The sequence below is a fragment of the Microbulbifer rhizosphaerae genome, from assembly GCF_014191725.1.
Classification (GTDB): Bacteria; Pseudomonadota; Gammaproteobacteria; order Pseudomonadales; family Cellvibrionaceae; genus Microbulbifer; species Microbulbifer rhizosphaerae.
In genome coordinates, this window is sequence record NZ_JACHWZ010000006.1 from 28,111 (window position 1) to 51,175 (window position 23,065).

The following is a 23,065-nucleotide window of genomic DNA, read 5'->3' on the forward strand; positions in this document are numbered from 1 at the left end:
CATCTTAGTAGTATCGCGTAGGATGATTGATCCTTTGGTTACCCAGATGGAATTTGGCATTTATTTTCTAGTTTACTCCGTCGCTTCACGCCTCCGCGGGACATACAATACTGCGCACTTCGTGCGTAAGTATTTCGGAGAATTTTCAGTAGAAACTAAAGATGGAGATGTCCGCGCGACTATTCACGAACTCGGCCACCTATTCTCAATCGAAATGGGCGAAGTAAGATTTAGTCACGGAATTGAGAAGTTTCAAAGTCCTAGAGCTGAAACTATAAACATCCCTGGAAAATTTTTCGAGTTTTATCGGGACAGCGTGGGAAATCCTCAGTGCGTGATCCTTGTGGATGAGCTAGCGCCCGCATTGGCTATAGAATATGGCCCTGTTATTGAGAACAATGAAAAGTTTTGATAATCGGAAAAACGTGCAGTTTATGAAGGTTATTGATAGAAACAAGATTCAGATTGATATTTGGGAGCGTGGAGCGGGATATACGCTCGCTTCAGGTAGCAGCAGTACAGCTGCAGTAGCCGTTTCTTTCGGGCTTGGTTTATGTGGTTCACAAGTTTCGGTAAACATGCCCGGTGGGGTTATCGAAGCGGCGTTCAGAGAAGGCTTCTCTGCGACAATGAAAGGATCAGTATGTAAAATAGGTGAAGGACACGTAGCCGATGAAGCTCTGCAAGCCTTTGATGAACTCCGTGCACAAAAGACGTGCGCCGGGCGGCGTTGGAGTTTCTGATTGATAAACCGGTCCGAACCCATGATCAGCAGCGACACCGCTCCCGCCATCCTCATTACCATCCCACTCAGCCACTACTGCGAGAAGGCGCGATGGGCGCTCGACCGGGTCGCGCTGCCGTACAGGAAAGAGCCGCACGCGCCCCTGCTTCACCGACTTGCGACGAAACGCAACGACGGCGGCACCGTACCGGTGCTGGTACATGAAAGCAACCGTTTCATTGATTCCACCGATATCCTCGTGCATGCGGATGCGATCTGCGGCGGCGACCTGCTGTACCCGCGCGATGCCGCGCTGCGGCGCGACGTTGAAAGGCTTGAGGAGTATTTCGACATGGAGCTTGGCCCGCATACGCGGCATTGGGCCTACGCCCAGTTGCTCCCGCAAGCGAAGCTGGTTCGCTCGGCATGGTCGCAGGGCGTACCGCGGCTTGAGGCGTGCTTGCTTCCAGTGATCACTCCGCTCGCGCGCCGCCTGGTCCGCACGGCGTATAAGATCACGCCGGAAAGCGCGCAGCACTCACTTGAGCGTGTGCGGGGCGTTTTTCGCCAAGTGAACGAACGCCTGAGTAACGGGCGCTGGTTTCTGGCTGGCGATCGCTTTACCGCCGCCGACCTGACTTTTGCGGCACTCGCGGCGCCGGTGCTGTTTCCTGCCGAATACCGTGCTGTCCATCCCGCACTAGACACTGTACCCGCCGAAATGCGCGAAGAGGTCTTGCGCCTGCGGGACACCGACGCCGGACGGTTTGCGCTACGGATGTTCTCGCAGGAACGTTGCAGTTCATCCGTCGCGTATCAGTCTCAAGTTCTATGAAAGCGAGATCCACCAATGCGCCGCTCTTCGACCCACCCCCGCTTCGCTGCGGCCACACGGCAGGCGAGTTTGAATGTTGTCAGACAGCACGCCAAATACCCTGCTCCGCCCGCGCAAAAGCTTTGTCGGCAATACATACGCGCCATCTGAAAGGGATAACAACGTAATGCCATATAGTTCTCTGAATACACATATGCTCCGGACCTGCCTGTGCACCAGTGCGCTTCTTCTCGCATGTTCCCCAGACTCGCATCGGGAACCTGGAGCGAGGAGCTTCGAGCGACAGGTCGCCCTGGAGGACTCCGCTGCGACCTCGGCCAACGTCAGTGTCGGAGATGTGAACGCCGATGGGCACCAGGACATCGTTCTGGTTAAGGGGCGTCATTGGCCACTTGGGAACCTTGTCCTCTTGGGCGATGGCAGCGGGTCGTTTCAACCAGCGTATCCGGTCAGTGAGCAACCGGATCGTTCGTACTCCGGTGTGCTTGTCGATATGGATAGCGATGAAGATCTCGATCTGGTGGTGCGCAATGACGATCACACCTGCTGACTTCAACAACGATGGCGCTCTCGATTTGGCCGTGCCCCATCGGGACGGAGGACAAAGCTATATCTATCTCAACGACGCGCAGGGTGGTTTTGAGGAACGTCGCCCGTTTGGCCCGCCCGATGCTGAGATTCGGAGTGCCAAGGCAGCGGACCTTGACGGGGATCAGCTGCTGGACCTGGTCGTGATTGATGAACGTACCGGTCCGGCCATCCTCTGGGGCCGGGCTGACGAGACCTACTCCCCGGCAGAGCGGCTCGGAGCCTCTCAGGCGACGCCCTACGCGATAGCCATAGCCGATCTGGATCAAAACGACCGTACGGATGTGATCGTGGGATATGTCGAATCGCGACCGATCGTATACTTCAACGACGGTCCGGAAGCTTTTACGCCGGTACCATTCGGCGATGGCGAGGGCGTCGCGTACGGTTTCGCGGTCGCGGACCTTGATGAGGATGGCTTGCTGGACATCGCCATGGCCCGCTCCGGAGCCAATAACATACTATATTTTGGCGCTTCTCCGAACCGGGACCAGCGCTGGCGCCCCGGAGAACAGGATGAATGGAATAGCGTGTTTCGAGATTCGAGCTGACGCCCCAGCCTCTGCAGTGCAATTTTACCAGGAGGTTTTTGGCTGGGGTTTTACGAAGCAGGTAGAATTACCCATTCCGTATTGGTCCATCGAAACGGACGGAATACGCAGAGGCCTGCTCAAACGCCCCGCGCCAATCCCTTCATCAGGACAAGGCATGAACGCCTATGTTTGTTCCGTTGAGGTCGATGACTTCGATGCCGTGGCAGAGAAAATAATCGAAAATGGCCGCCAGTTGGCTCTGGAGAAATTTGCAGTTCCGGGTGTCTGCTGGCAGGGTTACTTTATAGATCCCGAGGGCAATACATTTGGCCTGTTTCAGCCTGATAGTGGCGCGAAGTAGTCGCACTTATGTGCCAATGACCTCCGACAAGGTAAAGCATCCCCCGCCTCCCAACATGCATCTTCATACCGATGCGCTATCCGCCACCTTTCCTGGTTCTGGCGCTTGTAACCGCATTTCTGTTTAGCAAAATAGTTCTAAAAAAACTGCTCATAGTGTCAAAAGCTCCTCATCTTATGTCAATATTTAGGCCAGTCCCTTATACTGCTGTCAGACTTTACAATATTATTTATATGATTTAATGTTAGCGGTTAAACGTTTATCCATAAAAATCGGCATCACCAGAGCTGAAATAACATGAATAGAAATACCCTTCGCAACCTGTTCGCTGTGCTTCCCCTTCTCTTTATCACCAGCAGTTGTGCAACGCGAAGCCATCAATCTGTGCAACCCATGCCCGCCCCAACGGAAGTGTTGGAACAGCTGACCCGCGTCAACGATTACTGGCAGACCCAAAATCCGGAACCGGGTTGGGCATTCTGGGAGCACGCGGCCTACCACACCGGCAACATGGAGGCATACTTTGTCAGCGGCAATCAAGCCTATCTTGACTATTCCCTGCGTTGGGGTGAGCGCAATCAGTGGACGGGAGCCAAATCGAATAGCCGCGCGGAGTGGAAATACAGCTACGGCGAAACCGATGAACATGTTTTATTCGGCGACTGGCAAATTTGTTTTCAAACCTATATTGATCTTTATCAAATTACCGGCGACAGACAGAAAATCGCCCGCGCATTGGAAGTCATGGAATATCAAATGGCCACCGATGCGGTTGACTACTGGTGGTGGGCCGACGGCCTCTACATGGTAATGCCAGTAATGACAAAGCTGTATCAAGTGACCGGCGACGAAATCTACCTGGAAAAATTACACGAATACTTCACCTACGCCAAAAGCATTATGTACGACGAAGAAACCGGTCTGTTTTTTCGCGATGCTAAATATGTTTACCCCGCGCATAAAAGTTTAAACGGCCGCAAAGACTTTTGGGCTCGGGGAGACGGCTGGGTATTTGCCGGCCTGGCAAAAGTCCTGGCCGACTTACCCAAAGACAACAAACACCGCGACGAATATATTGCCATTTATCAAAAAATGGCCGCTACCCTGTCCGGCGCACAGCAACCTGGCGGCTACTGGACGCGCAGCCTGCTTGATCCGGAACACGCACCCGGCCATGAAACCAGCGGCACTGCATTTTTTACCTACGGATACTTATGGGGCATAAATAACGGCTATCTCGATAAAAAAACTTATCTGCCTGTTGTGTCGAAGTCCTGGGGGTACCTTACCGAAACAGCACTCCAGGAAAACGGAAAACTTGGCTACGTTCAGCCAATTGGCGAAAGGGCTATTCCCGGCCAAGTGGTAGATGCAGACTCCTCCGCCAACTTTGGTGTCGGCGCTTTCCTCCTCGCGGCCTCGGAAATGTATCGTTTGGTAAAGGAATAACCAAGTTGAACCATGTAGCTCAGCCATCTTGGAAAAGTAGATGAATAGGATTCTAAAGTTCAGCTTTCACACATTGAGCGCCCTTGTGCTAGTGGCCTTAGTGAGTTTGGCAAAGGCCCAAACCCCTCCTCAAGACAGTATATTCATAATCGACCAACCGAACTACGAACTCAGCCCCCACACGGGCTTGACCAGAAAGCACTGGGAAGATGCTGCGCTATACTTACTGGAAGGCGCTTTTAGCCATATCGAGAATATTGATGACCCAATGTTGTTTCCGGACCATCCCGGCGCTGCCCGCCCTGTAAGAGATCCGGTTTCAGTCACTGCCAAATTGGAAGGTCTCTCGCGTACGCTATTCGGTGCCAGTGTCCTACTCAAGCAGAATCCCGAGCTGCAAATTAATGGTATAAAACTCTCAGATTACTATCGCCACCATCTCGTTGAATTAACCAATCTGAAAAAAAGCAGTACCTACATACCACCGCGCGCCAAAGATGGCGGGGCGAGCCATAACTTGGTGGAGTTTGGAGCGGTAGCGATATCCCTGTTCGTCGCACCGGAAGTACTCTGGAACCCGCTCAGGAAGGCGCAAAAAGATGCACTCGCCGCAACCATGATTAGCTATGGAGACGGGCCGACGGTACCCTCCAATTTTTTAACATCTATGTTCTCAGCTTCTTTAAATCCCAGGGCTATGAGGTCAACGAAGCGCTGCTGATCGAAGTGGCCATGAACTATGTCATCAAAAATAAGAAAGATGAGTGGGAAGCTCTGCGTCTGTTTGAATTCAATCAATATAGCGACGGCGTTTACTACCGCAGCACCGTTCTGGAAACCGACGACAAGGTGCGTCTCCATCTTGCGGACATACCACTACCAAATGGAATTTTACGCGTAGACGAGAACCTCAGTACAACCCCGACGGAGTTTCGCTTGGGGCACTATGCATTGCTGTGATGAGAGTGCGGCAATCAATCTTTCACACAAGCTTGCTAGAGACAAAGAACAACCTGTTATCTACGCCACTCTAATGCTCTGGAAAAAATCCGGTGAGAAATGGACCGATGAAGAACTGGTTCCTGTGAAGCGTATTAGCCGCTCCCCAAAGGATAACAGTATTGTTGTTTCGTTTAATGACGGCGGCCGAAAGATCCGAAAAAATAGATCGCGTCGAGCTATTTGATGGCAGTTTGGCCGCAGTTCCGGTTAAACCGGTAATTCATCACCATAGCTGGCGGCCAGGGCGCAGGGCACAGAGTCCACTTGTTGCAGGAGGGGCCTGATGCGCTCCAGGTGATCGGTAAATCCGGGATAATCCGCCCACTGCCGCTGGCTGGAGCGGCTGGTAAAGAAGGTAACTACGGTAACACTACTGTCATCGAGCGCGCGGTACAGTTGGTTGCCCAGCCAGCCATACTGCTTTGCAGTATCCTGCATTTTCTCCGTCTCCGCCATTTGCAGCGTAATAAAGTGATCCATCATGCCCGCCTTGGGAACAAAGCGGTTAACCAGGATATACGGGCTCTGGGCTGCCGGGGTAGCGCTGCTTGAATCGTGATTTGACATGGATTCAACTCCTTCTGTCTGCTCTGCAGGTGTTTGCAATAGCACTTTCGGCGCTTGATCCCACCGACCGTGATTGCGCCAAAAAACCTTGAAAATGGTCCAAGGAGTATAGCCCCCTAGCCAACATGTTCGCCCCTACGCTTTGCGAAACCTCCCGACCGGCCGTTTCGATAGAGAGGGAAGATCTGTTTATGGCGCGTAATCCTTCTCGCAAGGACGTATGCTTCTGCAACCCTCCCAATACCAGGATCTTGATGCTTTTATCATGGGGAGGACTACCTTCCAGAGCCTTGCGAGCTATTCGTCTACCGCCGCATCGGAAGGCGAACTACTTCGAGAGCAGATGAATTGCATGCAGAAGCTGGTTTGCTCTACAACCCTGAAAGAGACTCAATGGCAAAATTCTCGCGTTCTTCCGACCGATGCAGCAAATGAAGTCAGGCATATCAAAATGCCTGTGCCTGACCGGCAACTGCAGGCACTAAATACGTCAGCGCAAATGCGTCTTGCATCTGGCCGCTACAAACTGCGACTGTAGAATGCAAAAAAATCGGCAGGAAGGCCGATTTGGACGACGAAGGCGCCTGGGAAGCGGGCGAGTGCCAGGGAAGGCGCGAGTCACGGAACGCAGCGAAGCTGCCCATCCTACAGAGACTTGTGCCACGACTACTCTGTTTACACCGCACCAGGAGAGTCCCTATGGCCATTAGCATTAAAAGAGTCTATGAAAAGCCGGAATCCGGAGAGGGAATGAGAATTCTGGTGGACCGCCTGTGGCCCAGGGGCCTGTCGAAAGACAAGGCGGCTGTCGACCTTTGGCTAAAGGATATCGCTCCCTCCGATGAACTCCGGCGCTGGTACCAACACGATCCGGAGAAGTGGCCGGAGTTCAAGAAGCGATATTTTTCCGAACTCGACGATAACCGTGACGCGGTCGATGAACTGGTCGATAACATAAAGTCCCGGAAAGCCGTATTCCTGTTCAGCTCGAAGGAAACGCGCTATAACAATGCCGCCGCGTTGAAAGAGTATATCGAGTCTGTCCTCTAGCACATTTTGATAGAGAAGTTCAGCCTGAATGAAAATCAAAGTAGATGACCTGAACGGCCCGGAAGTGGCCGAGCTATTGAGCGAGCACCTGAGGGGCATGGCCCAGCACTCCCCCCCGGAAAGTATCCACGCACTGGATCTGGAAGCGTTGCGCCGGCCGGAAATCACTTTCTGGAGCGCCTGGGATGGCGCCGAGTTGATGGGCTGCGGGGCACTGAAGACACTGGATACCCGGCATGCGGAAATAAAATCCATGCGCACTGCATCGGCACATCTGAGAAAAGGTGTCGTACGGCGACTGCTGCAACATATACTCGACCAGGCCCGCAGTCGCGGCTACCGGCGCCTGAGCCTGGAAACAGGCTCAATGGCCGCCTTCGAACCGGCGAGAAGGCTCTACGCCAGTTTCGGATTTGAATACTGCGGACCCTTTGTCAATTACCGCGAAGATCCGAACAGTGTGTTTATGACCAGAGAACTGCAAACAACTGACGGCACATTCCGTTGAATCCTGACCGAAACACCGAGGATCGTCGGCATCGGGACGACCAAGGAGTCTGTATACATCTGACCTCCGTCGGGCACATCCATCGCTCCGTTAGGCCACTCTGCCACCTTGCTATAGGAGATCTGCCCTGGCCAAGAAGAAGCGGAAGACTACTCGGGGAGTTCGAGTCACTCAATGAATATGGTCACAACCCTCACGGTGGTCACCGCCATCGAGGGCTATATCTCTTGCTCATTAATAGATTGACTTTCCCCCAAACAGCTATACACTGTCGGACAGCTAGAACACAAGCTACCTGTTTATTCTCTCCTGTTACGAAGTTATACCCATAATCCTCGTCCTTTAGTTAGTAACTCCCGCTTGTTTCCCGCTATACCGCCATTTTCAATGGCACAACATTGTTATTGTTTTTAGGAAATGATTGTGAGTAATACAACTACAGGAACCGTAAAGTGGTTCGACGAATCCAAGGGTTTTGGCTTTCTTGAGCAGGAATCAGGTCCCGACGTCTTTGCACACTTCAGTGCAATCGCCGACACCGGATTCAAGACCCTGATCGAAGGCCAGAGAGTCGAGTTCACCGTAGCCAAGGGCCCCAAAGGCCTGCAGGCGGAAAATATTGTCGCACTCTAATCCATTGTGACATTCTCCCCCAGCTACCACTGGGGGAATTTTCACCCCTGAGGTGAAAATACGGAAAGGGCAAGGCCGGAAGGTCTTGCCCTTTTTTATTCTTCCCGCAGCCCCATCCCTAATAATCCTATGCGATGGCCAGTAAAACCTAGCCACCAATATGTATCGGGAATTCCGCTCCGCTGAGAGGAAGGGTATGATTAACGCGAATAACGATTTTCAGTAACGGAGCATCCCGCTCCGCCCCAATCAGGTCACCCGCCCCACCTCCTTCGCCACATCCGACATATCGCGATAGGTGTGGTCATGGAACTTCTCGATCACCCGCATCTCCTCATCGCTGGCCCTGCCCTGGGCATAGTTTTTCAACTCGTTGCTTGACGCGGGAAAATCCACACCGGAGAAGAGGCTGGCAATCTTGGCAGCGGAGGGCGCGTTCATGGCCTCGGCGCCACCTTTCTTGCTGGGCTGATATTCGGGTTTTTCTTCGTGGCTGCGCATTTTGCCGAAGGCCCGGGCCACCTCGGCGGCGTCTCTATATCGCCTGTCCGGCAGGTCTTTGAGGATACGCTTGATCTCATCCCCTTCGGCCGCTTCCACCAGCTCATCGCGCCGCTTGGGAAAATCCACGTATCCCAAAGCTTTCTCCAGGTCTGCCGCCGTGGGGGCTTGCGGAGGGTGGGAGGTCATTTTATGGCGCTCGTAGCGGGATTTCTGGTCGAATGTTTCCCCACAGGTGTCGCAGCTGAACTGAGCCATTATCTCACCTCCCCGAGCGCTCTCTGGACCTCGGCCATATTGCGGAACGGGCCCTTCGGCAACTCTTCCAGCACCTCGACCACCTCGTCCGGGGCATCGTGGGACTTGGCGTACTTCACCAGTCCGTCATGATCCTTGGGAAAATCCACCCCTTTGAGGGAGCGGGCGATACCTGCGGCCGAACCGGTTTTGGTCGCCTTGGCGCCACCCCGCCTACCACCCTTGCCGCGATCGCCCTCCGGAGATTTTGCTTCCACGTTGAATTGCGGTTTGGCAAATTTTCCCTTTTCCAAGGCATCGGTGGGCCAGTCAGCGGATTTCAAACCCAGTTTTTTGAACAGATTCGGCTTGCCGGTAATCTTTACATCGGCCTTCTCCAAGGTGTCGTGAGCTCCGATCAACACCAGCTGTGCGCTCTCGTAATTCAGCAGCTTGGGATCGTCCACATCGATCCAGCGCTCATCGGCGAACTTTTTCTGCAGTTTCTTGGGATAGCCGGGTTCTGACTCGGGAAAACCACGCACTTTGACTTCGGGATTGCGTACGGAGATCACGAAGCTTGCCTCCGGTAATATACCCAGTTCCTTCTGGGCCTTTCCCGGTTTGGAGGGACGGCTGAGCTTGTAGCCCAACCGGGTGCTATCCTCCCGCTCGAACAGGGCGTAGCGGCCTTCGCCGACCGGGATGGCTTCGCCCTGATCCTGCTTCCCCCGGGTTTTGGTTGTGTATTTGAGCGGCTTGAACTCTTCGCCGATTTTCTCCGGCTTGTCCGTCAGCTCATTCATCATCCATTCCCGGGTAGTGGAACGGGACTTGCCTTTTGCAATCTCGGGAAGGCGCTTCTTGCCCACGATGAATAGCCGGGCCTTCTCCTGTCCCTCGGGTACCAGAACGAGATGGAAGCGCTGGATGTCGCCGATCCCCGTGATCTTCTCTTTATTCACCTTGGGACGATAAAAGAAGTAGATATCGCCTTTTTCAATAGACTGAGCCATGGGCTTTCTCCTCGTATCGCAGGGATTTCTGTTCGAGTTGCCATCCCGTTTACGCTGCCGCACCTGGTTGAACGGGCCGCACTTGGCCTTGTCATCGCTATGACTGTATTTAACCCTAGCTCACTTGTGAATGACTAAACAGTCTATCGATGTGCTTTGAAAGGATCGGTATGAGCTGCTTGCCCTACTGTCGATTCGGTAACTGCCGCTACGTTGCCGGGGCATGGACGACGCGCAACTTTAGAGCAGCCATTGACGCGGAAATAATGGTGGCCCCGCTTCCAGCACCCTAACCTAGACGCTAGCCCGCATAGCACCTATTGGACTAGGTAATCATCCAGTAGACAAAGGCCGGGCAGGAGGTTCAAACATGTTGCGCTGGGCAATCATTTTCTTTGTTGTTGCGATTATCGCCGCCTTTTTCGGCTTTGGCGGTGTCGCAACAGTCGCTACGGACGCGGCAAAAATCCTCTTCTTTATATTTATCATACTTTTTGTGCTGGCACTGATTTTCGGCCGTCGCGGTCCGCCGAAGTAGGATAAGCCAAGGCTCCCGGCGACAACCGGCCAACTGCCTGACTGGGGACTGCGGCTCCGCCGGGAGAGCACCGTCAACCGTAAAACAGGAAGGTCCGGGGCCGTGGTCAGGATTCGCTATGCCAAAGGGCCGGTTGTCTATCTCTACGATATCGACAACCTGAGAACCAGGAAGCGGCAACTGCTGTGGGGAGACTGGCTGCGCATAGTCGACGATATCGACGAAAAGTGGTCCCGGGTGCGCTGGGGCGGAGATATCTTTGCCATCAAAAAAGAGGATTACCAGCAGGAGCGACTGCTGGAGATGATTTTTCTCGATGTCGGTCAGGGAGACGGCTGTATCCTCACCACCCCGCTGATCGGCGCGCGGGAAAAAATCCTGATCATCGATGCCGGCATCAGCGACAACATGAAGGGCTACCTGGAGTACCGATTCCGGGATTTCAAGAACAAATTCCGCTTCCACGCCGCGGTGATCACCCATCCGGACAGCGACCACTACCGGGGTTTTCAGAAGGTTTTTGAAAACCCGCAGATCTCCTTCGAAAACGTCTACCACAACGGCCTGATGGAACGCACCGGTCCCGACCTGCTGGGGCCGCTCGACGGCGGCTTCCTCACCGATATCCGCCCCACTAAACTCTCCGCCCGCGCCTTATACACCGACCCGGCGGTGCGCGGGGGCAAGTGGTATCCGGAACTGATCTGGACTGCACTGGAGAGCGAGCGCTTTGGCGATGTGGCCATGCTGTCCACCGCTCACGGAGAGAAAGAAGACGGGCGCAGTTGGATGCCCGGATTCGCCCCCTCGGACAACCCGGAGCTGACCATCGAGGTGCTGGGCCCGGTGGTGGAGAGAGCCCCCAACGGCAGACCCGGCCTGCGCGCCCTGCCCGCCACCATGGGCGGAACCGCGATGAACACCGCCAAGACCAAGAACGGCCACTCAGTACTGCTGCGCCTGCAATACAGAGGCTTCTCCATCCTGTTCGGCGGAGATCTCAATGTACCCGCAGAACACTTCCTGATGCGTCACTACGGCAACGGTGGCGCGGCCCCCACCACCCTGACCGAGACCCGAGCGATGATCGAGCGGGCCAGAGAGCGCTTTGGCGCGGACCTGATGAAATGCTGCCACCACGGCTCTTCCGATGTCACCGAGGAATTTCTCGAGGCCACGGCGCCCGCCGGCTATGTGGTCTCTTCCGGCGATGAGGAGAGCCACGTGCACCCGCGCCCCGACCTGCTCGGGCTGTTGGGCAAAAAAGGGCGGGGCAAGCGCCCGCTGATTCTCAGCACCGAACTGCAGCGCTCCACCCGCGAACACGAAGACCAGTCCCTGCGCCGGAAATTGGACGGGCTGGTGGAGAAAATCAAAAGAGAAGACGACCCGGCCAGGGAACAGGAATTAAAGAACCAGCGCAACGAGATACTGGACGAGCTGTTCAAACGCAATGTGGGTGTCTACGGCTCCATCAACCTGCGCACTGACGGCCAACGGGCGGTGATTGCATTTCGCCGGGAAAAGTCCAGCCAGACCAAGCGCTGGTTCTACTATGAACTGGAAAAGGATACGGATGGCGTCTTTCAGGTCAAAACGGCTGACAGCTAGGTCATAATGTTTATCCGTTGTCTTACGTCCGCCCCACCAACCTGGAGAATACCATGCAAGCCCATTCCCGGCGGCAAAGCCCACCACGGCGGCAAACGGCCTTCAATCCCGGCGGGGGCGGTCGATCCAGTCACATGCCGGATCCCAGCGACGGCTTGGTGGTACAGCGCATGCTGCAGGCTGCACCGGAGGCGGAAACGGAGGTCCCTGCCATCGAAGCCGCGGATTCAATTAGCTGCCCCCACAGCCTGCCCGTTTTCGGCAAGTTCCACTATGTGTCGACAATCCGCGAATTCACGATTCCCGCAGGCAGCCCCTGCCGTCGGCTGAACCTCGATATCCAGGCACAGTACGAAAGCGACACGCGCTGCGAGCGCTGTCCGCGGGAGTATTATTTCTCGCTGGACGCGACCGGCTACCGCCTTCCCGCTTCACAGCTACGTATGGAGGGGGGCCGGTGCCTGCCCTATGAACAGCATACGAACCCTGCCCAGGGGACCCTGAGCATCCCCATCGGACCGGGCAAACACACTTTCTTCTTTCAATCGGCGGCACCGAACAAAGAAGCCGTAAACCGATGCAAATTGACCCTGGGGGGCCATATCGATATCGATCGCTGACCCTTTCCAGACCCAAAACAACGCCAATCCTCCCCGCCTCCCGGTGCCACTTTGCGCTTCCCCTTTTCGGTTGCCCGTTCCACCCATCCCTGTTACCGTCGGTCCCTACGAGTTTTACCCGGAGGAATGTAATGTGAAACGGTTCGGCTACGCAATCTTCTTACTGCCTTTGTTTCTGATTGGTTGCAACCTGGACGAATTTCCGAAGATCGATTCCGACAGCGACGGGAAGGAGACCGTCGAGTACATGCGGGAGATGCGCCTTTTCGTTCGGGACATCAGCCGGTATGCCAAGCAGATCGATGGGGACTTTATCGTTATCCCCCGGAATGGCGTGGAGCTGATCAGCGATAACGGGGAGGATACCGGTTCCGTCGATACGGATTATGTCAACGCCATAGACGGTATCGGTCAGGAAGCCCTGTTCTACGGCTTCGAGGACATCAACGAACCCACCCCAGCCAGGGACAGGCTGTGGATACGAAGCTTCCTCGACATGGCTACCGACAGCAGCGATACCGTCGTCCTGATCACCGACTACGTCTTCAGCGAAGACCGTGTGGACGACTCCTACCAGAAGAACGCCGACCTCGGCTATATCTCCTTTGCCGCCGACCAGGAGGAACTGGATAATATCCCGGTATATCCCTCCCTCCCCAATAATCGAAACAGCAACGGTATCGAACAGCTTTCCGAAGCGAAGAATTTCCTCCACCTGACCAATACACAGTCCTATTCGACGCCCCAGGAGCTGGTCAACGACATCGGCAACACCGACTACGACCTGGTCATTATCGATTTCTTTTTCAACGGGGTGGAATACACCCGGTCACAGATCGAGCAGCTCAAGGAAAAGAGCGGCGGCGAACGGCGGCTGCTGATCGCCTATATGAACATCGGGCAGGCGGACTCCGACCGCTTTTACTGGCAGAACAGCTGGTCCTCCAACCGGCCGGAGTGGCTGGGAGAAGCGGACCCCGCCAACTCCGGCCATTTCTATGTGGAGTACTGGGAGGAGGGCTGGCAGGAGATTATCTACGGGACAGATAACGCCTACCTGGACAGGATCATCGATGCCGGTTTCGACGGCGTTTACCTGGACAGGGTCAACGCCTTCGAACACTTCGAGTGACCTGAGCGCCCAATACCCGCCAGTGGAAACTCTCAGCTGCTGGCGGCGGGCAGGGAAGCCCTGGTTTCCGAAAACGCCTGGTACTGGGAAAGAAATACCTTGCCGGAAAGCAGGCCCAGAAAACCCGTGCGCTGCAACGCATCCATCACCGGCCCCTTGACTTCAGACAGGTGCAGCCTGATACCCAGCTCCTGCAGCCTTTCGTTCACCGACTCCAGCACTTCCAGCGCACTCCAGTCCACTTCGTTCACGGCGCTGCACATCAGGATCACATGCCGAACCTGCGCATTCCCCGCCAAATCGGCATAAATGCGATCCTCGAGATAGCCGGCATTGGAGAACAGCAGGCTTTCGTCCACGCGGATGGTCAGTATCTGCGGCACCGTCAGCACCTTATGGCGCTTGACGTTTCTGAAATGTTCGGTGCCCTCCACCAGTCCCACTTCGGCGATATGCGGCCTGGAGGTGCGATACAGGAACAGCGTTATCGAAGCGGCGACCCCGCAGGCAACGCCCGCCTCAACTCCCGCGAATAAAGTCACCACGATGGTGACAAGCGCAGCGGCAAAGTCCCGGCGGGAGAAATTCCAGGTCTTTTTCAGTATGGAAAAATCCACCAGCGACAGGACCGCGACGATAATGGTGGCCGCCAGTGTGGCCTTGGGCAGGTAGTACAGGTAGGGAGTGAGGAACATTGATGCCAGGGCGATACCGATAGCGGTAAAGACACTCGCCATCTGCGTCTCCGCCCCCGCGTCGAAATTGACCACCGAGCGGGAGAACCCTCCGGTCACCGGAAAGGCGCCGGAGAAACCGGAAGCCACATTGGCCGCCCCCAGGCCGACCAGTTCGCGGTTCACATCAATTTTCTGGCGGCGCTTGGCAGCCAGAGTCTTGCCCACGGATACGGATTCCACATAGCCGATGACCGAAATCATCACCGCCGGCAGCATCAGCGCCCGGACCAGTTCCCAGGAAAGACCGGGTATTTGCAGCTCTGGCAGCCCGCGGGGAATGGCACCCACAAGCGCCACACCTCTCTCCTCCAGACCCAGTACCAGGCTGAGCAAAACAGTGACCAGCACGCCCACTACCGGGGCCGCTTTTGCCAACAGCGCGGCGCTGTGGGGAGATAACGACAAGCGAGTCAACAAAATTGTGGCACCACCCCGCGACCAGAACAAAAACAGCACGACCAATATGCCGATCGCCAATGTATGAGTATTCATTCCGGGAAGGTTTCTCAGCAGCGATGTACCCAGCTGCAGCAGGTTTTCGCCACCCGCATCAATACCCAGGATATGTTTGAGCTGGCTGAGAGCAATGAGCAGTCCGGAAGCGGTGATAAAACCGGAGATCACCGGGTGCGAAAGGAAGTTGGCAAAAAAGCCCAGGCGCAGAAATCCCATCAATGCCAGAAACAGCCCGCACAGCAGCGCCAGCACCGACGCTGCCAACAGGTATTCCCCGGTGCCCTGAACAGCTACCTGACTCAGGGCGACAGCGGTCATCAGGGAAGTTATCGCCACGGGGCCCACCGACAGGCTGCGACTGCTGCCAAACAGGGCGTAGGCGACCAGCGGCGCGATACTCGCGTAGAGACCAACCTCGGCAGGCAGGCCTGCGAGCAGTGCGTAGGCCAGCGACTGGGGAATCAGCATGATGGTGACGATAACCGCAGCCAGGAGGTCACGCCCCAATTGCTGGCGGTTGTACTGCCTGAGCCAGCCGGGAATGGGCAGGTAGCCCGCCAGTCGATGCACTGCGCCCATCCCGCTAGCGGCCGAAAACAATCAGCGTACCACTGACGTCAAACCCCGCTCCGCGGGCTTTTTCCATCAGGGTTTTCCCATCTGCTCCCGCCCCGCATTTTGCCGCAGCCCACAAATTGCAGGCGCGATTGCCGGTGCGGCAGAAGGCGTGGACCTTTTTGCCGCTGTCCAGGATTTCCGCGAACTCCTTGCAGTGACCAGCTTGCATCTGGCCGCGCGCAAAGGGGATTGCCACAAATTCGATACCGCACCCCGCCGCAGCCCGGGAAAGTTCCGCCAATGAGGCCTGATCATCGACCTCCCCTTGCAGCCGGTTGCACACCACGACCTGTACGCCGAAGTGGGCCAGCTGCTGCAGGTCTGCGCAGGTGATGTCCGCGGATATGGACACCTGGCTGTCCAACTGTTTGATATCCATCGCTCTCTCCAACTGCTGAATTCTGGAATCGGTCCGGGGCACCGACAGGGGCGGTGGTGGGCTCAAAAACCTCATCGGTAAATATTGAGCCCACCCCACCGCCCATATCGGCTTCGTGCCCCAAGGAATCATTCTGCCTTCCGAAACCTGGGTTTAAAGATGGTTGATCGGCACCTTGAGGTAGATAACCCCGTTATCCTCCGCCGGCGGCATCTGCCCCGCGCGGATATTCACCTGGATAGACGGAATAATCAGCCGGGGCATGGGCAGGTTGGCGTCGCGCTTAGTACGCATGGCCACAAACTCGGCTTCGCTCACACTCTGGTGCAGGTGGATATTGTTGCGTTTCTGCTCGCCCACCGTGGTCTCGCAACGGTGCTCGCGGCCGCCCTCGGGCGGGTAATCGTGGCACATGAACATGCGAATACCCTCCGGCAGTGCCAGCAATTTTTGCACCGAGCGGTACAGGCTGCCCGCGTCGCCTCCGGGGAAATCGCAGCGGGCGCTGCCCACATCCGGCATAAAAAGAGTGTCGCCTACAAACAGGGCGTCGCCGATCATCCAGGCCATATCCGCCGGCGTATGGCCCGGCACATAGATGACCCGGGCTTCCAGCTCGCCGACATTGAATACCTCGCCATCGTGGAACAGGTGATCGAACTGACTACCATCCACGAGGAATTGCTTCTCCAGGTTGAACACCTCGCGGAAAATCTTCTGCACCTCGCTGATCTTGTCACCGATAGCGATCTTTCCACCCAGCTGCTTGCGGATAAATGGCGCCGCGGACAGATGGTCCGCGTGGGCGTGAGTCTCCAGTATCCACTCCACCGAGAGCTTTTCTGCGTGGATGAATTCCACCACGCGCTTGGCGCCGGCAGTGTTGGTGTGACCGGACGCGGGGTCGAAGTCCAACACCGGGTCCACCACCGCGGCAGTGCCGCCCGGGTGATCGTAGACCACATAGCTCCAGGTTTCGGTGTCCGGGTCAAGGAACGGCTGGACCTGGGTAAGCGGTTTAGCGGCTGACATAGACTTATCTCCAATCTCAACAGCCAACAATATACTTGCCAATATTATATAAATCAATATAATATTTTCTTGTAAACTTTATGGAGCACACAGGGCAACCATGACCGATACTTCCAACATCAGTCTCGACAGGATGCGCGCCTCCGCCGGCGACGCCTCGCTGATGCTGCGGTCCCTGGCCAACCGGGACCGCCTGCTACTGCTGTGTCAGTTGAGCCAGGAAGAGCTTTGTGTCGGCGACCTGGAGGACAGGCTGGGCATCTACCAGCCCAGCCTGTCCCAGCAACTGGGCGTGCTGCGCAGGGAGGGGCTGGTGGCCACCCGCCGCGAGGGCAAGCATATGTACTACCGGGTGGCCGACGAGCGGGTGCTGGCGTTGCTGCAAACCCTCTACCAACTCTACTGCTCGGAATAACTGTATGACCATAGACTGGAGTGCTTTTACCCCCCTGTCCGCACTGGCGGGCGGGGCCCTGATCGGCTTGGCCAGCGCGCTGCTACTGTCGCTGAACGGGCGTATCGCCGGAATCTCCGGCATCGTCGGCGGGCTGTTCGCGCGCACCGCCGGCGAGACCGGTTGGCGGCTGGCGTTCATTCTTGGTCTGCTCGCCGCACCCGCGCTCTGGGCACTGTTCACTGCCTTGCCCCCGATTCGCATCGAGGCGGGCTACCCGGTGCTGATCGCCGCCGGGCTGCTGGTGGGTGTGGGCACCCGCTATGGCGCGGGCTGCACCAGCGGCCACGGGGTCTGCGGCCTGTCCAGACTATCCCCCCGCTCGCTGGTGGCGACACTGGCATTTATGGGCGGCGGCTTTGCCACGGTTTACGTCGTGCGCCATCTGTTGGGAGTCTAAATGAACAGATCACTATTTTCCGCTTTCCTCGCCGGGCTGATATTCGGCGTCGGCCTGCTACTCTCCGGAATGGCCAATCCGGAAAAGGTGCTGGCCTTCCTCGACCTGTTCGGCGCCTGGGATCCCTCCCTGGGGCTGGTGATGGCCGGCGCCATCTGCGTTGGTATGCCGGCCTTTTATCTGACCGGAAAACGCGGCAAATCGCTCTTTGGCGGCGAACTGAAATTGCCCGAGCGTCGGGATATCGACCGTCGGCTGGTACTGGGTAGTCTGACATTCGGCATTGGCTGGGGCCTGGCAGGCTTCTGCCCGGGCCCCGGTATCGTGGCCACTGGCGCCGGTGAATTCAGGGCGCTGGTGTTCGCCGCCGCCATGGTGGCGGGCATGGGTATTTTTCGGGTAATTGAAAGCCGCCGCGCCACATCGGACGGCTGAGAACCTGCTTGGACTCTTTGCCGCACTGAGGTTCGAATTTTGGAAAACTTCAACCAGGCTCTGAGACAGAGCACGGCAGCGCGCCTCCAGCCTTCGCGCGCACTCCGCACCCTGCGGATCGCCGCTTTCTGATATCTTGATATTCAAGTTTCGAAGTCCAAACCATCGATGTGGCATTGAGGCCGGAGGGACGGCGGGATGGGTTTAATATTTACCGATCAGGTTTGTGAATCTGTACTCCCGAAACCCGGCTTGACCGAAGCAGCGAGGGAAAGCGCGGAACTATGCGGCTAAAGAGGCTGGTCCCGGACTGGTTGAAGGGCTATCAGCGCCAGTGGCTGGCGGGAGACACCACCGCCGCGCTGGTGACCACCATGATGCTGGTGCCCCAGTCGCTCGCCTATGCGCTGCTCGCCGGACTGCCGCCGCATATCGGTCTCTATGCCAGCCTGCTGCCGCTGCTCGGCTATGCGCTCTTCGGCTCCAGCATGGTGCTATCGGTGGGGCCGATGGCGGTGCTGTCGCTGATGACCGCTTCCGCCCTCACCCCCCTGGCCGCTCCCGGCAGCCCGGAGTACATCGCCGCCGCCGCACTGCTCGCTGGGCTCAGCGGACTGTTTTCCTTTGCCCTGGGGATGCTGCGCCTGGGCATTCTCGCAAACCTGCTCAGCCATCCGGTGATCACCGGCTTTATCGCCGCCACCGCGGTGCTGATCATTGTCGGCCAGGTAGACACCCTGCTCGGCGTGCCGGCGACCGAGGTCACCGCGCTGCAGTTACTCCTCGCCACCCTGCGCAACCTGCCGGACGCCATCCCCCTCTCCACATGGGCGGGGCTGGCGGCCCTGCTGGTGCTGATCGCCGCCCGCCTGTGGCTGCCGCTGTTGTTGTGCCGGTTTGGAATGGGAAAAAACACAGCACGGCTGCTCGCCTCGCTCGTCCCCATGGCGGTGGTACTTGCCGCCACTGCTCTGGTGGTGGTGTTGGACCTGGAGCAATTCCTGCCGGTTGTGGGTCCCCTGCCCCCCGGCCTGCCGCAAATCCGCCCGCCCCCCTTCGACTGGAATACCAGCTACCAGCTGTTACTGCCCGCACTGATCATCGCCCTGCTCAATTTCATCGGCAGCTTGTCCGTGGCCCAGGCCATGGCGGCCAGGCGCGGCGAACGCTTGAATGCGGACGCGGAACTGCGGGGGCTGGGCGCCGCCAATATCGCCAGCGCCCTGTCCGGCGGCATGCCGGTGACCGGCAGCCTGTCGCGCACCATCATCAGCGAAGAGGCCGGCGCGGTATCCCCGATGGTGGGCGTGCTCACCGCCCTGATGATCGGGCTGGTACTGCTGTTTCTCACCGGGATCTTTGCCCACCTGCCGATTGCCGTGCTGGCCGCCACCATCATCGTGGCCGCCGCCAGCTCCATCGATATGCGGGGATTCGCACGTATCTGGCGCTACGATCGCGCCGACGGCCTGGCGATGCTCGGCACCTTTCTCGGCGTAATGCTATTCGGGATCGAGGCGGGCATCGGCCTGGGTGTAGGCTTCTCCTTCGCCTCCCTGATCTGGCACAGCAGCCGCCCGCACATCGCGGTGATGGGGAGGCTGCCGGGCACCGAGCATTTCCGCAACGTGTTGCGCCACACGGTGGAGACGTCGCCGGAGATACTCTTCCTGCGTATCGACGAGAGCCTGTTTTTCAACAATATCAGCGCGGTGGAAGACCGCCTGCTGAGCGAGCTGAAAAGGCATTCACAGGCGCGCGAGCTGGTGCTGATCCTGTCTTCGGTAAACCGAATCGACGGCACCGCGCTGGAACGGCTGCAGCAGGTGAACCGGGACCTGAAGGATCGGAATATCCGCCTGCACCTGTCGGAGGTAAAGGGTCCGGTGCTCGACCGCCTGGGGCGCTCGCGCCTGCTGGAGGAGCTGAGCGGCCGGGTATTCTTGTCCTCCTATATCGCCGAGCTGGCGCTGCGCAGGGGGGAGGCCGGTGGGGAGTGATCACTAGGCACTAAGTTGAGAGTCGTGCACTTGTATCCGGAGCCGGGGTGGCATGTAGCCGATCCCGTGGCGGCCCTGCTACCGGGGGCTGTTTGCGGGACACGGGCTAGGCGCCCCCCCGTGAATACATCCCGTACGCTCGTAATCGACATCCCTGTCTCACAAATCTGCTGGAGCAGATTTGGACGCCGAAGGCGCCCGCAGGGCGAGCGCCAGGGATGGCGCGAGTCATACGGTCCCGCAAACAGCCCCCGGCATCAGGGCCTTCGCATTAAATTCCGGTATTCTTTCCCAACTCCCCGCTTGTATCCGCTCCGCGAGTACTGGCAGAATATCCAGTATTTGACCGGCAGCTCCCATGCAGCACCCACTCACGGAAGAACAACAGGCCGTCGCCGACCATCCCGGCGGCCACGCGAAGATCATCGCCGTGGCCGGCTCCGGTAAGACCACCGCCCTGCTGCACTATATCAAGAACCGCCTGCGGGCCGGCGTGGCGGCAGAGCGCATGCTGGTGCTGATGTACAACCGCAACGCGCGGGAGGATTTCGAGCGGCGCCTGCAGCAGCTGGATTGCACGCCCGCGCCGGCGGTGCACACCTTCCACAGCCTCGGCTACCGCCTCTACCAGCGCATGATCGCCAATGGCCATATCGCCCCGGCCAGACTCACTCCCCTGCCCCAGCCCACGGTGCAACTGCAGATCTGGAAAGCCATCGAAAAGTGCGCGGCCCCCTACGAGTTGGAGGACATCCGCGCGCGCAAGCAGTCGGAAATCGAGGCCGCGGAATTTTTTATCGACTACACCAAGTCCATTCTCACCGGCGACCTGAGCGCCTTCCAGGAATTGAAACTCGGCGACGAGTACATGTATTTCCTGAAAGTGTTCCGCAGCTTCGAACAGTGGCGGCGCAGCCAGGGCGCGGTGACCTACGCGGACCTGATCTACGACCCGGCGATACTGCTGAGCCTGTGCCCGGAAATCGCCGAGGAGTACGGCAGTTACTACGAGGATATCCTGGTGGACGAGTACCAGGATATCAACGAGGTACAGCACTTCCTTTTGCGCGTGCTCTATGGCCGCCCCAGTAACAAGAGCTGCAATGTGATCGCCATCGGCGACCCGGACCAGACCATTTACGAGTGGCGCGGCTCCAAACCCAGCTTTCTGCTGAAATTTTTCGACGGGGATTTCCCCCCGTCCAACGTCTACCGCCTGAGCCGCACCTTCCGCTACGGCCACGCACTTTCCCTGGCCGCCAACCACTTTATCGGCAACAACCGCGAGCGCGCGGATATTTTCTGCGTGTCCGCCATCGGCGAACAGCGGACAGAGATTGAAACCGTGGCCACCGGCAACGAGAGCCGCTGGCTGGTGGACCATTTGCGCGGCTGCCGCAAACGCGGCGAATCGCTGAAGGGAATCGCCATCCTGGTGCGCCTCTGGTCCGTGGCCGCGCCCATCGAGCTGGCGCTGCTCGCCGGCAATATCCCCTACCGTTCCGGCAATCGCAACACAGTGCTGTCCCGCCGGGAGTTGCGCCCGCTGTTCTGGAGTTTGAATATCGCCGCCGGCCGCTTTGCCGAGCTGCCTGCGGAACGGCGCCAGCGGGGACTCTACGAATGGCTGACCGCACCGCATATCCGCATCCCCCGGGCGCAGCTGGAGCCCCTGTGTGCCGAGCTGGCCCGCTGCGACAGCGACTGGGGAAAAAACCTGCTGCGCCTGCTGCCGGAATCTCTGAGCAAAGCGCAGACCAGGCGCCTGTGCCAACGCGCCGAACTGCTCACTGAGATCGAACAGTGGCGCGGCCAGGCGGGCGAGCTGCTGCGCCGGCAGTTGACGGCACTGGACTACCTCGACGGTATCGGCGACGACAGCTTTACCCGCCAGCAGGGGGAGGAAAAACAACAGACCGTGCTGGCCTTCTGCCAGTACCTGGATCAGTTGCGCCGCCCTCCCACCGAGGCGCTGGCGCACTTGCGTGAGCTGCAGCGCCAGCACCGCGAGGGCGAACAGACCGCCGCCGAAGCAGTGCAGATCACCACCATGCACCAGGCCAAGGGATTGGAGTGGGATCAGGTGATCATCCCCTCCCTCACCCGACACCATATGCCCTACCAGCCACAGCGGGATTTCTCCACGCCGGCGTCGGTGGAAAGCGAGCGGCGGCTCATGTATGTGGCTGTGACCCGCGCGCGCCAAAAACTCTACCTTCTGACCCCGGAAAATCCCCGGCCGGGGGAAAACAGCGAGGCGCAGCAGTGCCCCTCGCTGTTCCTCGAGGAAATGCAGCTGCCGCTGTGCCGACTCGTAGATAAAGCCTTGCGCGAGCGCCCGCAGGCGCTGCACAGTCCGGTGCCGGTCACCCGGCTGGCATTGCGCTACCTGGAGGCCTGCGATTACAACCCGGAGATCGAGGCCCCGCGCGCGGCCATGCGCAAGCCGGCCCTGGGCGAGGGCATCCGCCACCGCAAGCTCGGTTACGGGCGGGTGGTCAAGTGGGAGGAGGAACGGGTGGAAATTCTGTTCAGCGACCGGAAGACGCGGCGCTTCGACTGGGAAAAACTCTCGCAGTTCCTGATGTAGGAGCGGCGGGGCGGCCATCCGCCCATGCCGCCATCCCTCTCTCAGAACCTGTTCATAAT

General features: G+C 57.8%; 27 protein-coding genes. 21 read left to right on the forward strand and 6 right to left on the reverse strand.

The window, feature by feature from the left end; all coding sequences use genetic code 11:
- The first annotated feature begins 22 nt into the window (after positions 1-22).
- The 9 genes from FHS09_RS07515 (at position 23) to FHS09_RS07555 (ending at position 5,450) form a co-directional block, all read left to right on the forward strand.
- Positions 23-412: a hypothetical protein gene (locus tag FHS09_RS07515; protein WP_183458365.1), complete on the forward strand. Its 390-nt coding sequence runs from the start codon at positions 23-25 to the stop codon at positions 410-412.
- A complete protein-coding gene (locus tag FHS09_RS07520) occupies positions 399-743 on the forward strand; it encodes a hypothetical protein (protein WP_183458367.1) in 345 nt (114 codons plus the stop codon). The genes FHS09_RS07515 and FHS09_RS07520 overlap by 14 nt, the downstream gene beginning before the upstream one ends.
- A 21-nt stretch (positions 744-764) precedes the next feature.
- Complete coding sequence (locus FHS09_RS07525; protein WP_183458369.1) at positions 765-1,559, forward strand: glutathione S-transferase family protein; 795 nt, start codon at positions 765-767, stop codon at positions 1,557-1,559.
- Between the two features lie 193 nt (positions 1,560-1,752).
- Entirely contained in the window at positions 1,753-2,109 is a 357-nt protein-coding gene (locus tag FHS09_RS23375; RefSeq protein WP_425487767.1) for an FG-GAP repeat domain-containing protein, read from the forward strand.
- The gene (locus tag FHS09_RS07535; protein WP_183458373.1) at positions 2,063-2,698 is read left to right on the forward strand and encodes an FG-GAP repeat domain-containing protein; all 636 of its coding nucleotides are present in this window, start codon (positions 2,063-2,065) and stop codon (positions 2,696-2,698) included. Before FHS09_RS23375 ends, FHS09_RS07535 begins: the two co-directional genes overlap by 47 nt.
- Positions 2,664-3,041, forward strand: coding sequence for a VOC family protein (locus FHS09_RS07540; protein WP_183458375.1), 378 nt, complete (start codon positions 2,664-2,666; stop codon positions 3,039-3,041). Before FHS09_RS07535 ends, FHS09_RS07540 begins: the two co-directional genes overlap by 35 nt.
- A 297-nt stretch (positions 3,042-3,338) precedes the next feature.
- Positions 3,339-4,490 carry a glycoside hydrolase family 88/105 protein gene (locus FHS09_RS07545; RefSeq protein ID WP_183458377.1) on the forward strand — a complete coding sequence of 384 codons (1,152 nt, stop codon included), beginning with the start codon at positions 3,339-3,341 and terminating at the stop codon, positions 4,488-4,490.
- A gap of 40 nt (positions 4,491-4,530) precedes the next feature.
- Positions 4,531-5,211, forward strand: a complete 681-nt coding sequence (locus tag FHS09_RS07550) for a DUF2264 domain-containing protein (RefSeq protein ID WP_183458379.1) — start codon at positions 4,531-4,533, stop codon at positions 5,209-5,211.
- Positions 5,212-5,222: 11 nt separating this feature from the next.
- The gene (locus FHS09_RS07555; RefSeq protein WP_183458381.1) at positions 5,223-5,450 is read left to right on the forward strand and encodes a hypothetical protein; all 228 of its coding nucleotides are present in this window, start codon (positions 5,223-5,225) and stop codon (positions 5,448-5,450) included.
- 249 nt (positions 5,451-5,699) lie between these two features.
- On the opposite strand, the gene FHS09_RS07560 is transcribed toward FHS09_RS07555, so the two are convergent.
- Positions 5,700-6,059 carry an antibiotic biosynthesis monooxygenase gene (locus tag FHS09_RS07560; protein ID WP_183458383.1) on the reverse strand — a complete coding sequence of 120 codons (360 nt, stop codon included), beginning with the start codon at positions 6,057-6,059 and terminating at the stop codon, positions 5,700-5,702.
- Between the two features lie 699 nt (positions 6,060-6,758).
- Here FHS09_RS07560 and FHS09_RS07565 point away from each other — a divergent pair.
- From FHS09_RS07565 to FHS09_RS07575, 3 genes are all read left to right on the forward strand, one after another.
- Positions 6,759-7,109, forward strand: a complete 351-nt coding sequence (locus FHS09_RS07565) for a DUF488 domain-containing protein (RefSeq protein WP_183458385.1) — start codon at positions 6,759-6,761, stop codon at positions 7,107-7,109.
- 28 nt (positions 7,110-7,137) lie between these two features.
- Positions 7,138-7,617 carry a GNAT family N-acetyltransferase gene (locus FHS09_RS07570; RefSeq protein WP_183458387.1) on the forward strand — a complete coding sequence of 160 codons (480 nt, stop codon included), beginning with the start codon at positions 7,138-7,140 and terminating at the stop codon, positions 7,615-7,617.
- 417 nt (positions 7,618-8,034) lie between these two features.
- Positions 8,035-8,250 (forward strand): cold-shock protein, encoded by a 216-nt coding sequence (locus FHS09_RS07575; RefSeq protein ID WP_183458389.1) that lies wholly within the window; start codon positions 8,035-8,037, stop codon positions 8,248-8,250.
- 249 nt (positions 8,251-8,499) lie between these two features.
- On the opposite strand, the gene FHS09_RS07580 is transcribed toward FHS09_RS07575, so the two are convergent.
- Both FHS09_RS07580 and FHS09_RS07585 read right to left on the reverse strand, forming a co-directional pair.
- Positions 8,500-9,009: a DUF2795 domain-containing protein gene (locus FHS09_RS07580; RefSeq protein WP_183458391.1), complete on the reverse strand. Its 510-nt coding sequence runs from the start codon at positions 9,007-9,009 to the stop codon at positions 8,500-8,502.
- Positions 9,009-10,004, reverse strand: coding sequence for a DUF2795 domain-containing protein (locus FHS09_RS07585; protein ID WP_183458393.1), 996 nt, complete (start codon positions 10,002-10,004; stop codon positions 9,009-9,011). Before FHS09_RS07585 ends, FHS09_RS07580 begins: the two co-directional genes overlap by 1 nt.
- A 370-nt stretch (positions 10,005-10,374) precedes the next feature.
- Here FHS09_RS07585 and FHS09_RS07590 point away from each other — a divergent pair, with 370 nt between their 5' ends.
- From FHS09_RS07590 to FHS09_RS23225, 4 genes are all read left to right on the forward strand, one after another.
- Positions 10,375-10,542, forward strand: coding sequence for a DUF1328 domain-containing protein (locus FHS09_RS07590; RefSeq protein WP_183458395.1), 168 nt, complete (start codon positions 10,375-10,377; stop codon positions 10,540-10,542).
- A gap of 102 nt (positions 10,543-10,644) precedes the next feature.
- A complete protein-coding gene (locus tag FHS09_RS07595) occupies positions 10,645-12,153 on the forward strand; it encodes a ComEC/Rec2 family competence protein (RefSeq protein ID WP_183458397.1) in 1,509 nt (502 codons plus the stop codon).
- Positions 12,154-12,287: 134 nt separating this feature from the next.
- Positions 12,288-12,773 carry a hypothetical protein gene (locus tag FHS09_RS07600; RefSeq protein WP_183458399.1) on the forward strand — a complete coding sequence of 162 codons (486 nt, stop codon included), beginning with the start codon at positions 12,288-12,290 and terminating at the stop codon, positions 12,771-12,773.
- 133 nt (positions 12,774-12,906) lie between these two features.
- The gene (locus FHS09_RS23225; protein ID WP_183458401.1) at positions 12,907-13,905 is read left to right on the forward strand and encodes an endo alpha-1,4 polygalactosaminidase; all 999 of its coding nucleotides are present in this window, start codon (positions 12,907-12,909) and stop codon (positions 13,903-13,905) included.
- A gap of 32 nt (positions 13,906-13,937) precedes the next feature.
- Here FHS09_RS23225 and FHS09_RS07610 read toward each other — a convergent pair whose 3' ends face one another.
- From FHS09_RS07610 to FHS09_RS07620, 3 genes are all read right to left on the reverse strand, one after another.
- The gene (locus FHS09_RS07610; protein ID WP_183458403.1) at positions 13,938-15,677 is read right to left on the reverse strand and encodes a SulP family inorganic anion transporter; all 1,740 of its coding nucleotides are present in this window, start codon (positions 15,675-15,677) and stop codon (positions 13,938-13,940) included.
- A gap of 4 nt (positions 15,678-15,681) precedes the next feature.
- On the reverse strand, positions 15,682-16,095 hold the full coding sequence (locus FHS09_RS07615; RefSeq protein WP_183458405.1) for a protein tyrosine phosphatase family protein: 414 nt from the start codon (positions 16,093-16,095) through the stop codon (positions 15,682-15,684).
- Between the two features lie 153 nt (positions 16,096-16,248).
- Positions 16,249-17,127, reverse strand: coding sequence for an MBL fold metallo-hydrolase (locus FHS09_RS07620; RefSeq protein WP_183458407.1), 879 nt, complete (start codon positions 17,125-17,127; stop codon positions 16,249-16,251).
- 100 nt (positions 17,128-17,227) lie between these two features.
- Between FHS09_RS07620 and FHS09_RS07625 the strand changes: the two genes are divergently transcribed.
- From FHS09_RS07625 to FHS09_RS07645, 5 genes are all read left to right on the forward strand, one after another.
- Positions 17,228-17,542, forward strand: coding sequence for an ArsR/SmtB family transcription factor (locus tag FHS09_RS07625; RefSeq protein WP_183458409.1), 315 nt, complete (start codon positions 17,228-17,230; stop codon positions 17,540-17,542).
- A gap of 4 nt (positions 17,543-17,546) precedes the next feature.
- Positions 17,547-17,981, forward strand: a complete 435-nt coding sequence (locus FHS09_RS07630; protein WP_183458411.1) for a YeeE/YedE family protein — start codon at positions 17,547-17,549, stop codon at positions 17,979-17,981.
- Positions 17,982-18,416: a DUF6691 family protein gene (locus FHS09_RS07635; protein WP_183458413.1), complete on the forward strand. Its 435-nt coding sequence runs from the start codon at positions 17,982-17,984 to the stop codon at positions 18,414-18,416.
- Between the two features lie 284 nt (positions 18,417-18,700).
- Positions 18,701-20,416, forward strand: a complete 1,716-nt coding sequence (locus FHS09_RS07640; RefSeq protein ID WP_183458415.1) for a SulP family inorganic anion transporter — start codon at positions 18,701-18,703, stop codon at positions 20,414-20,416.
- Between the two features lie 358 nt (positions 20,417-20,774).
- Positions 20,775-23,006, forward strand: coding sequence for an ATP-dependent helicase (locus FHS09_RS07645; RefSeq protein WP_183458417.1), 2,232 nt, complete (start codon positions 20,775-20,777; stop codon positions 23,004-23,006).
- The last annotated feature ends 59 nt before the right edge of the window (positions 23,007-23,065 follow it).

Bases quoted from the DNA above. Each gene is read 5' to 3' on its own strand.
- FHS09_RS07560 (WP_183458383.1), bottom strand. From the start codon at position 6,059: ATGTCAAATCACGATTCAAGCAGCGCTACCCCGGCAGCCCAGAGCCCG.
- FHS09_RS07615 (WP_183458405.1), bottom strand. From the start codon at position 16,095: ATGGATATCAAACAGTTGGACAGCCAGGTGTCCATATCCGCGGACATC.
- FHS09_RS07515 (WP_183458365.1), top strand. From the start codon at position 23: ATGATTGATCCTTTGGTTACCCAGATGGAATTTGGCATTTATTTTCTA.
- FHS09_RS07565 (WP_183458385.1), top strand. From the start codon at position 6,759: ATGGCCATTAGCATTAAAAGAGTCTATGAAAAGCCGGAATCCGGAGAG.
- FHS09_RS07540 (WP_183458375.1), top strand. From the start codon at position 2,664: ATGAATGGAATAGCGTGTTTCGAGATTCGAGCTGACGCCCCAGCCTCT.
- FHS09_RS07625 (WP_183458409.1), top strand. From the start codon at position 17,228: ATGACCGATACTTCCAACATCAGTCTCGACAGGATGCGCGCCTCCGCC.
- FHS09_RS07630 (WP_183458411.1), top strand. From the start codon at position 17,547: ATGACCATAGACTGGAGTGCTTTTACCCCCCTGTCCGCACTGGCGGGC.
- FHS09_RS23375 (WP_425487767.1), top strand. From the start codon at position 1,753: ATGCTCCGGACCTGCCTGTGCACCAGTGCGCTTCTTCTCGCATGTTCC.
- FHS09_RS07610 (WP_183458403.1), bottom strand. From the start codon at position 15,677: ATGGGCGCAGTGCATCGACTGGCGGGCTACCTGCCCATTCCCGGCTGG.
- FHS09_RS07550 (WP_183458379.1), top strand. From the start codon at position 4,531: ATGAATAGGATTCTAAAGTTCAGCTTTCACACATTGAGCGCCCTTGTG.
- FHS09_RS07575 (WP_183458389.1), top strand. From the start codon at position 8,035: ATGATTGTGAGTAATACAACTACAGGAACCGTAAAGTGGTTCGACGAA.
- FHS09_RS07620 (WP_183458407.1), bottom strand. From the start codon at position 17,127: ATGTCAGCCGCTAAACCGCTTACCCAGGTCCAGCCGTTCCTTGACCCG.
- FHS09_RS07520 (WP_183458367.1), top strand. From the start codon at position 399: ATGAAAAGTTTTGATAATCGGAAAAACGTGCAGTTTATGAAGGTTATT.
- FHS09_RS07640 (WP_183458415.1), top strand. From the start codon at position 18,701: ATGCGGCTAAAGAGGCTGGTCCCGGACTGGTTGAAGGGCTATCAGCGC.
- FHS09_RS07570 (WP_183458387.1), top strand. From the start codon at position 7,138: ATGAAAATCAAAGTAGATGACCTGAACGGCCCGGAAGTGGCCGAGCTA.
- FHS09_RS07555 (WP_183458381.1), top strand. From the start codon at position 5,223: ATGAACTATGTCATCAAAAATAAGAAAGATGAGTGGGAAGCTCTGCGT.
- FHS09_RS07535 (WP_183458373.1), top strand. From the start codon at position 2,063: ATGAAGATCTCGATCTGGTGGTGCGCAATGACGATCACACCTGCTGAC.
- FHS09_RS07580 (WP_183458391.1), bottom strand. From the start codon at position 9,009: ATGGCTCAGTTCAGCTGCGACACCTGTGGGGAAACATTCGACCAGAAA.
- FHS09_RS07545 (WP_183458377.1), top strand. From the start codon at position 3,339: ATGAATAGAAATACCCTTCGCAACCTGTTCGCTGTGCTTCCCCTTCTC.
- FHS09_RS07645 (WP_183458417.1), top strand. From the start codon at position 20,775: ATGCAGCACCCACTCACGGAAGAACAACAGGCCGTCGCCGACCATCCC.
- FHS09_RS07590 (WP_183458395.1), top strand. From the start codon at position 10,375: ATGTTGCGCTGGGCAATCATTTTCTTTGTTGTTGCGATTATCGCCGCC.
- FHS09_RS07525 (WP_183458369.1), top strand. From the start codon at position 765: ATGATCAGCAGCGACACCGCTCCCGCCATCCTCATTACCATCCCACTC.
- FHS09_RS07585 (WP_183458393.1), bottom strand. From the start codon at position 10,004: ATGGCTCAGTCTATTGAAAAAGGCGATATCTACTTCTTTTATCGTCCC.
- FHS09_RS07600 (WP_183458399.1), top strand. From the start codon at position 12,288: ATGCCGGATCCCAGCGACGGCTTGGTGGTACAGCGCATGCTGCAGGCT.
- FHS09_RS07635 (WP_183458413.1), top strand. From the start codon at position 17,982: ATGAACAGATCACTATTTTCCGCTTTCCTCGCCGGGCTGATATTCGGC.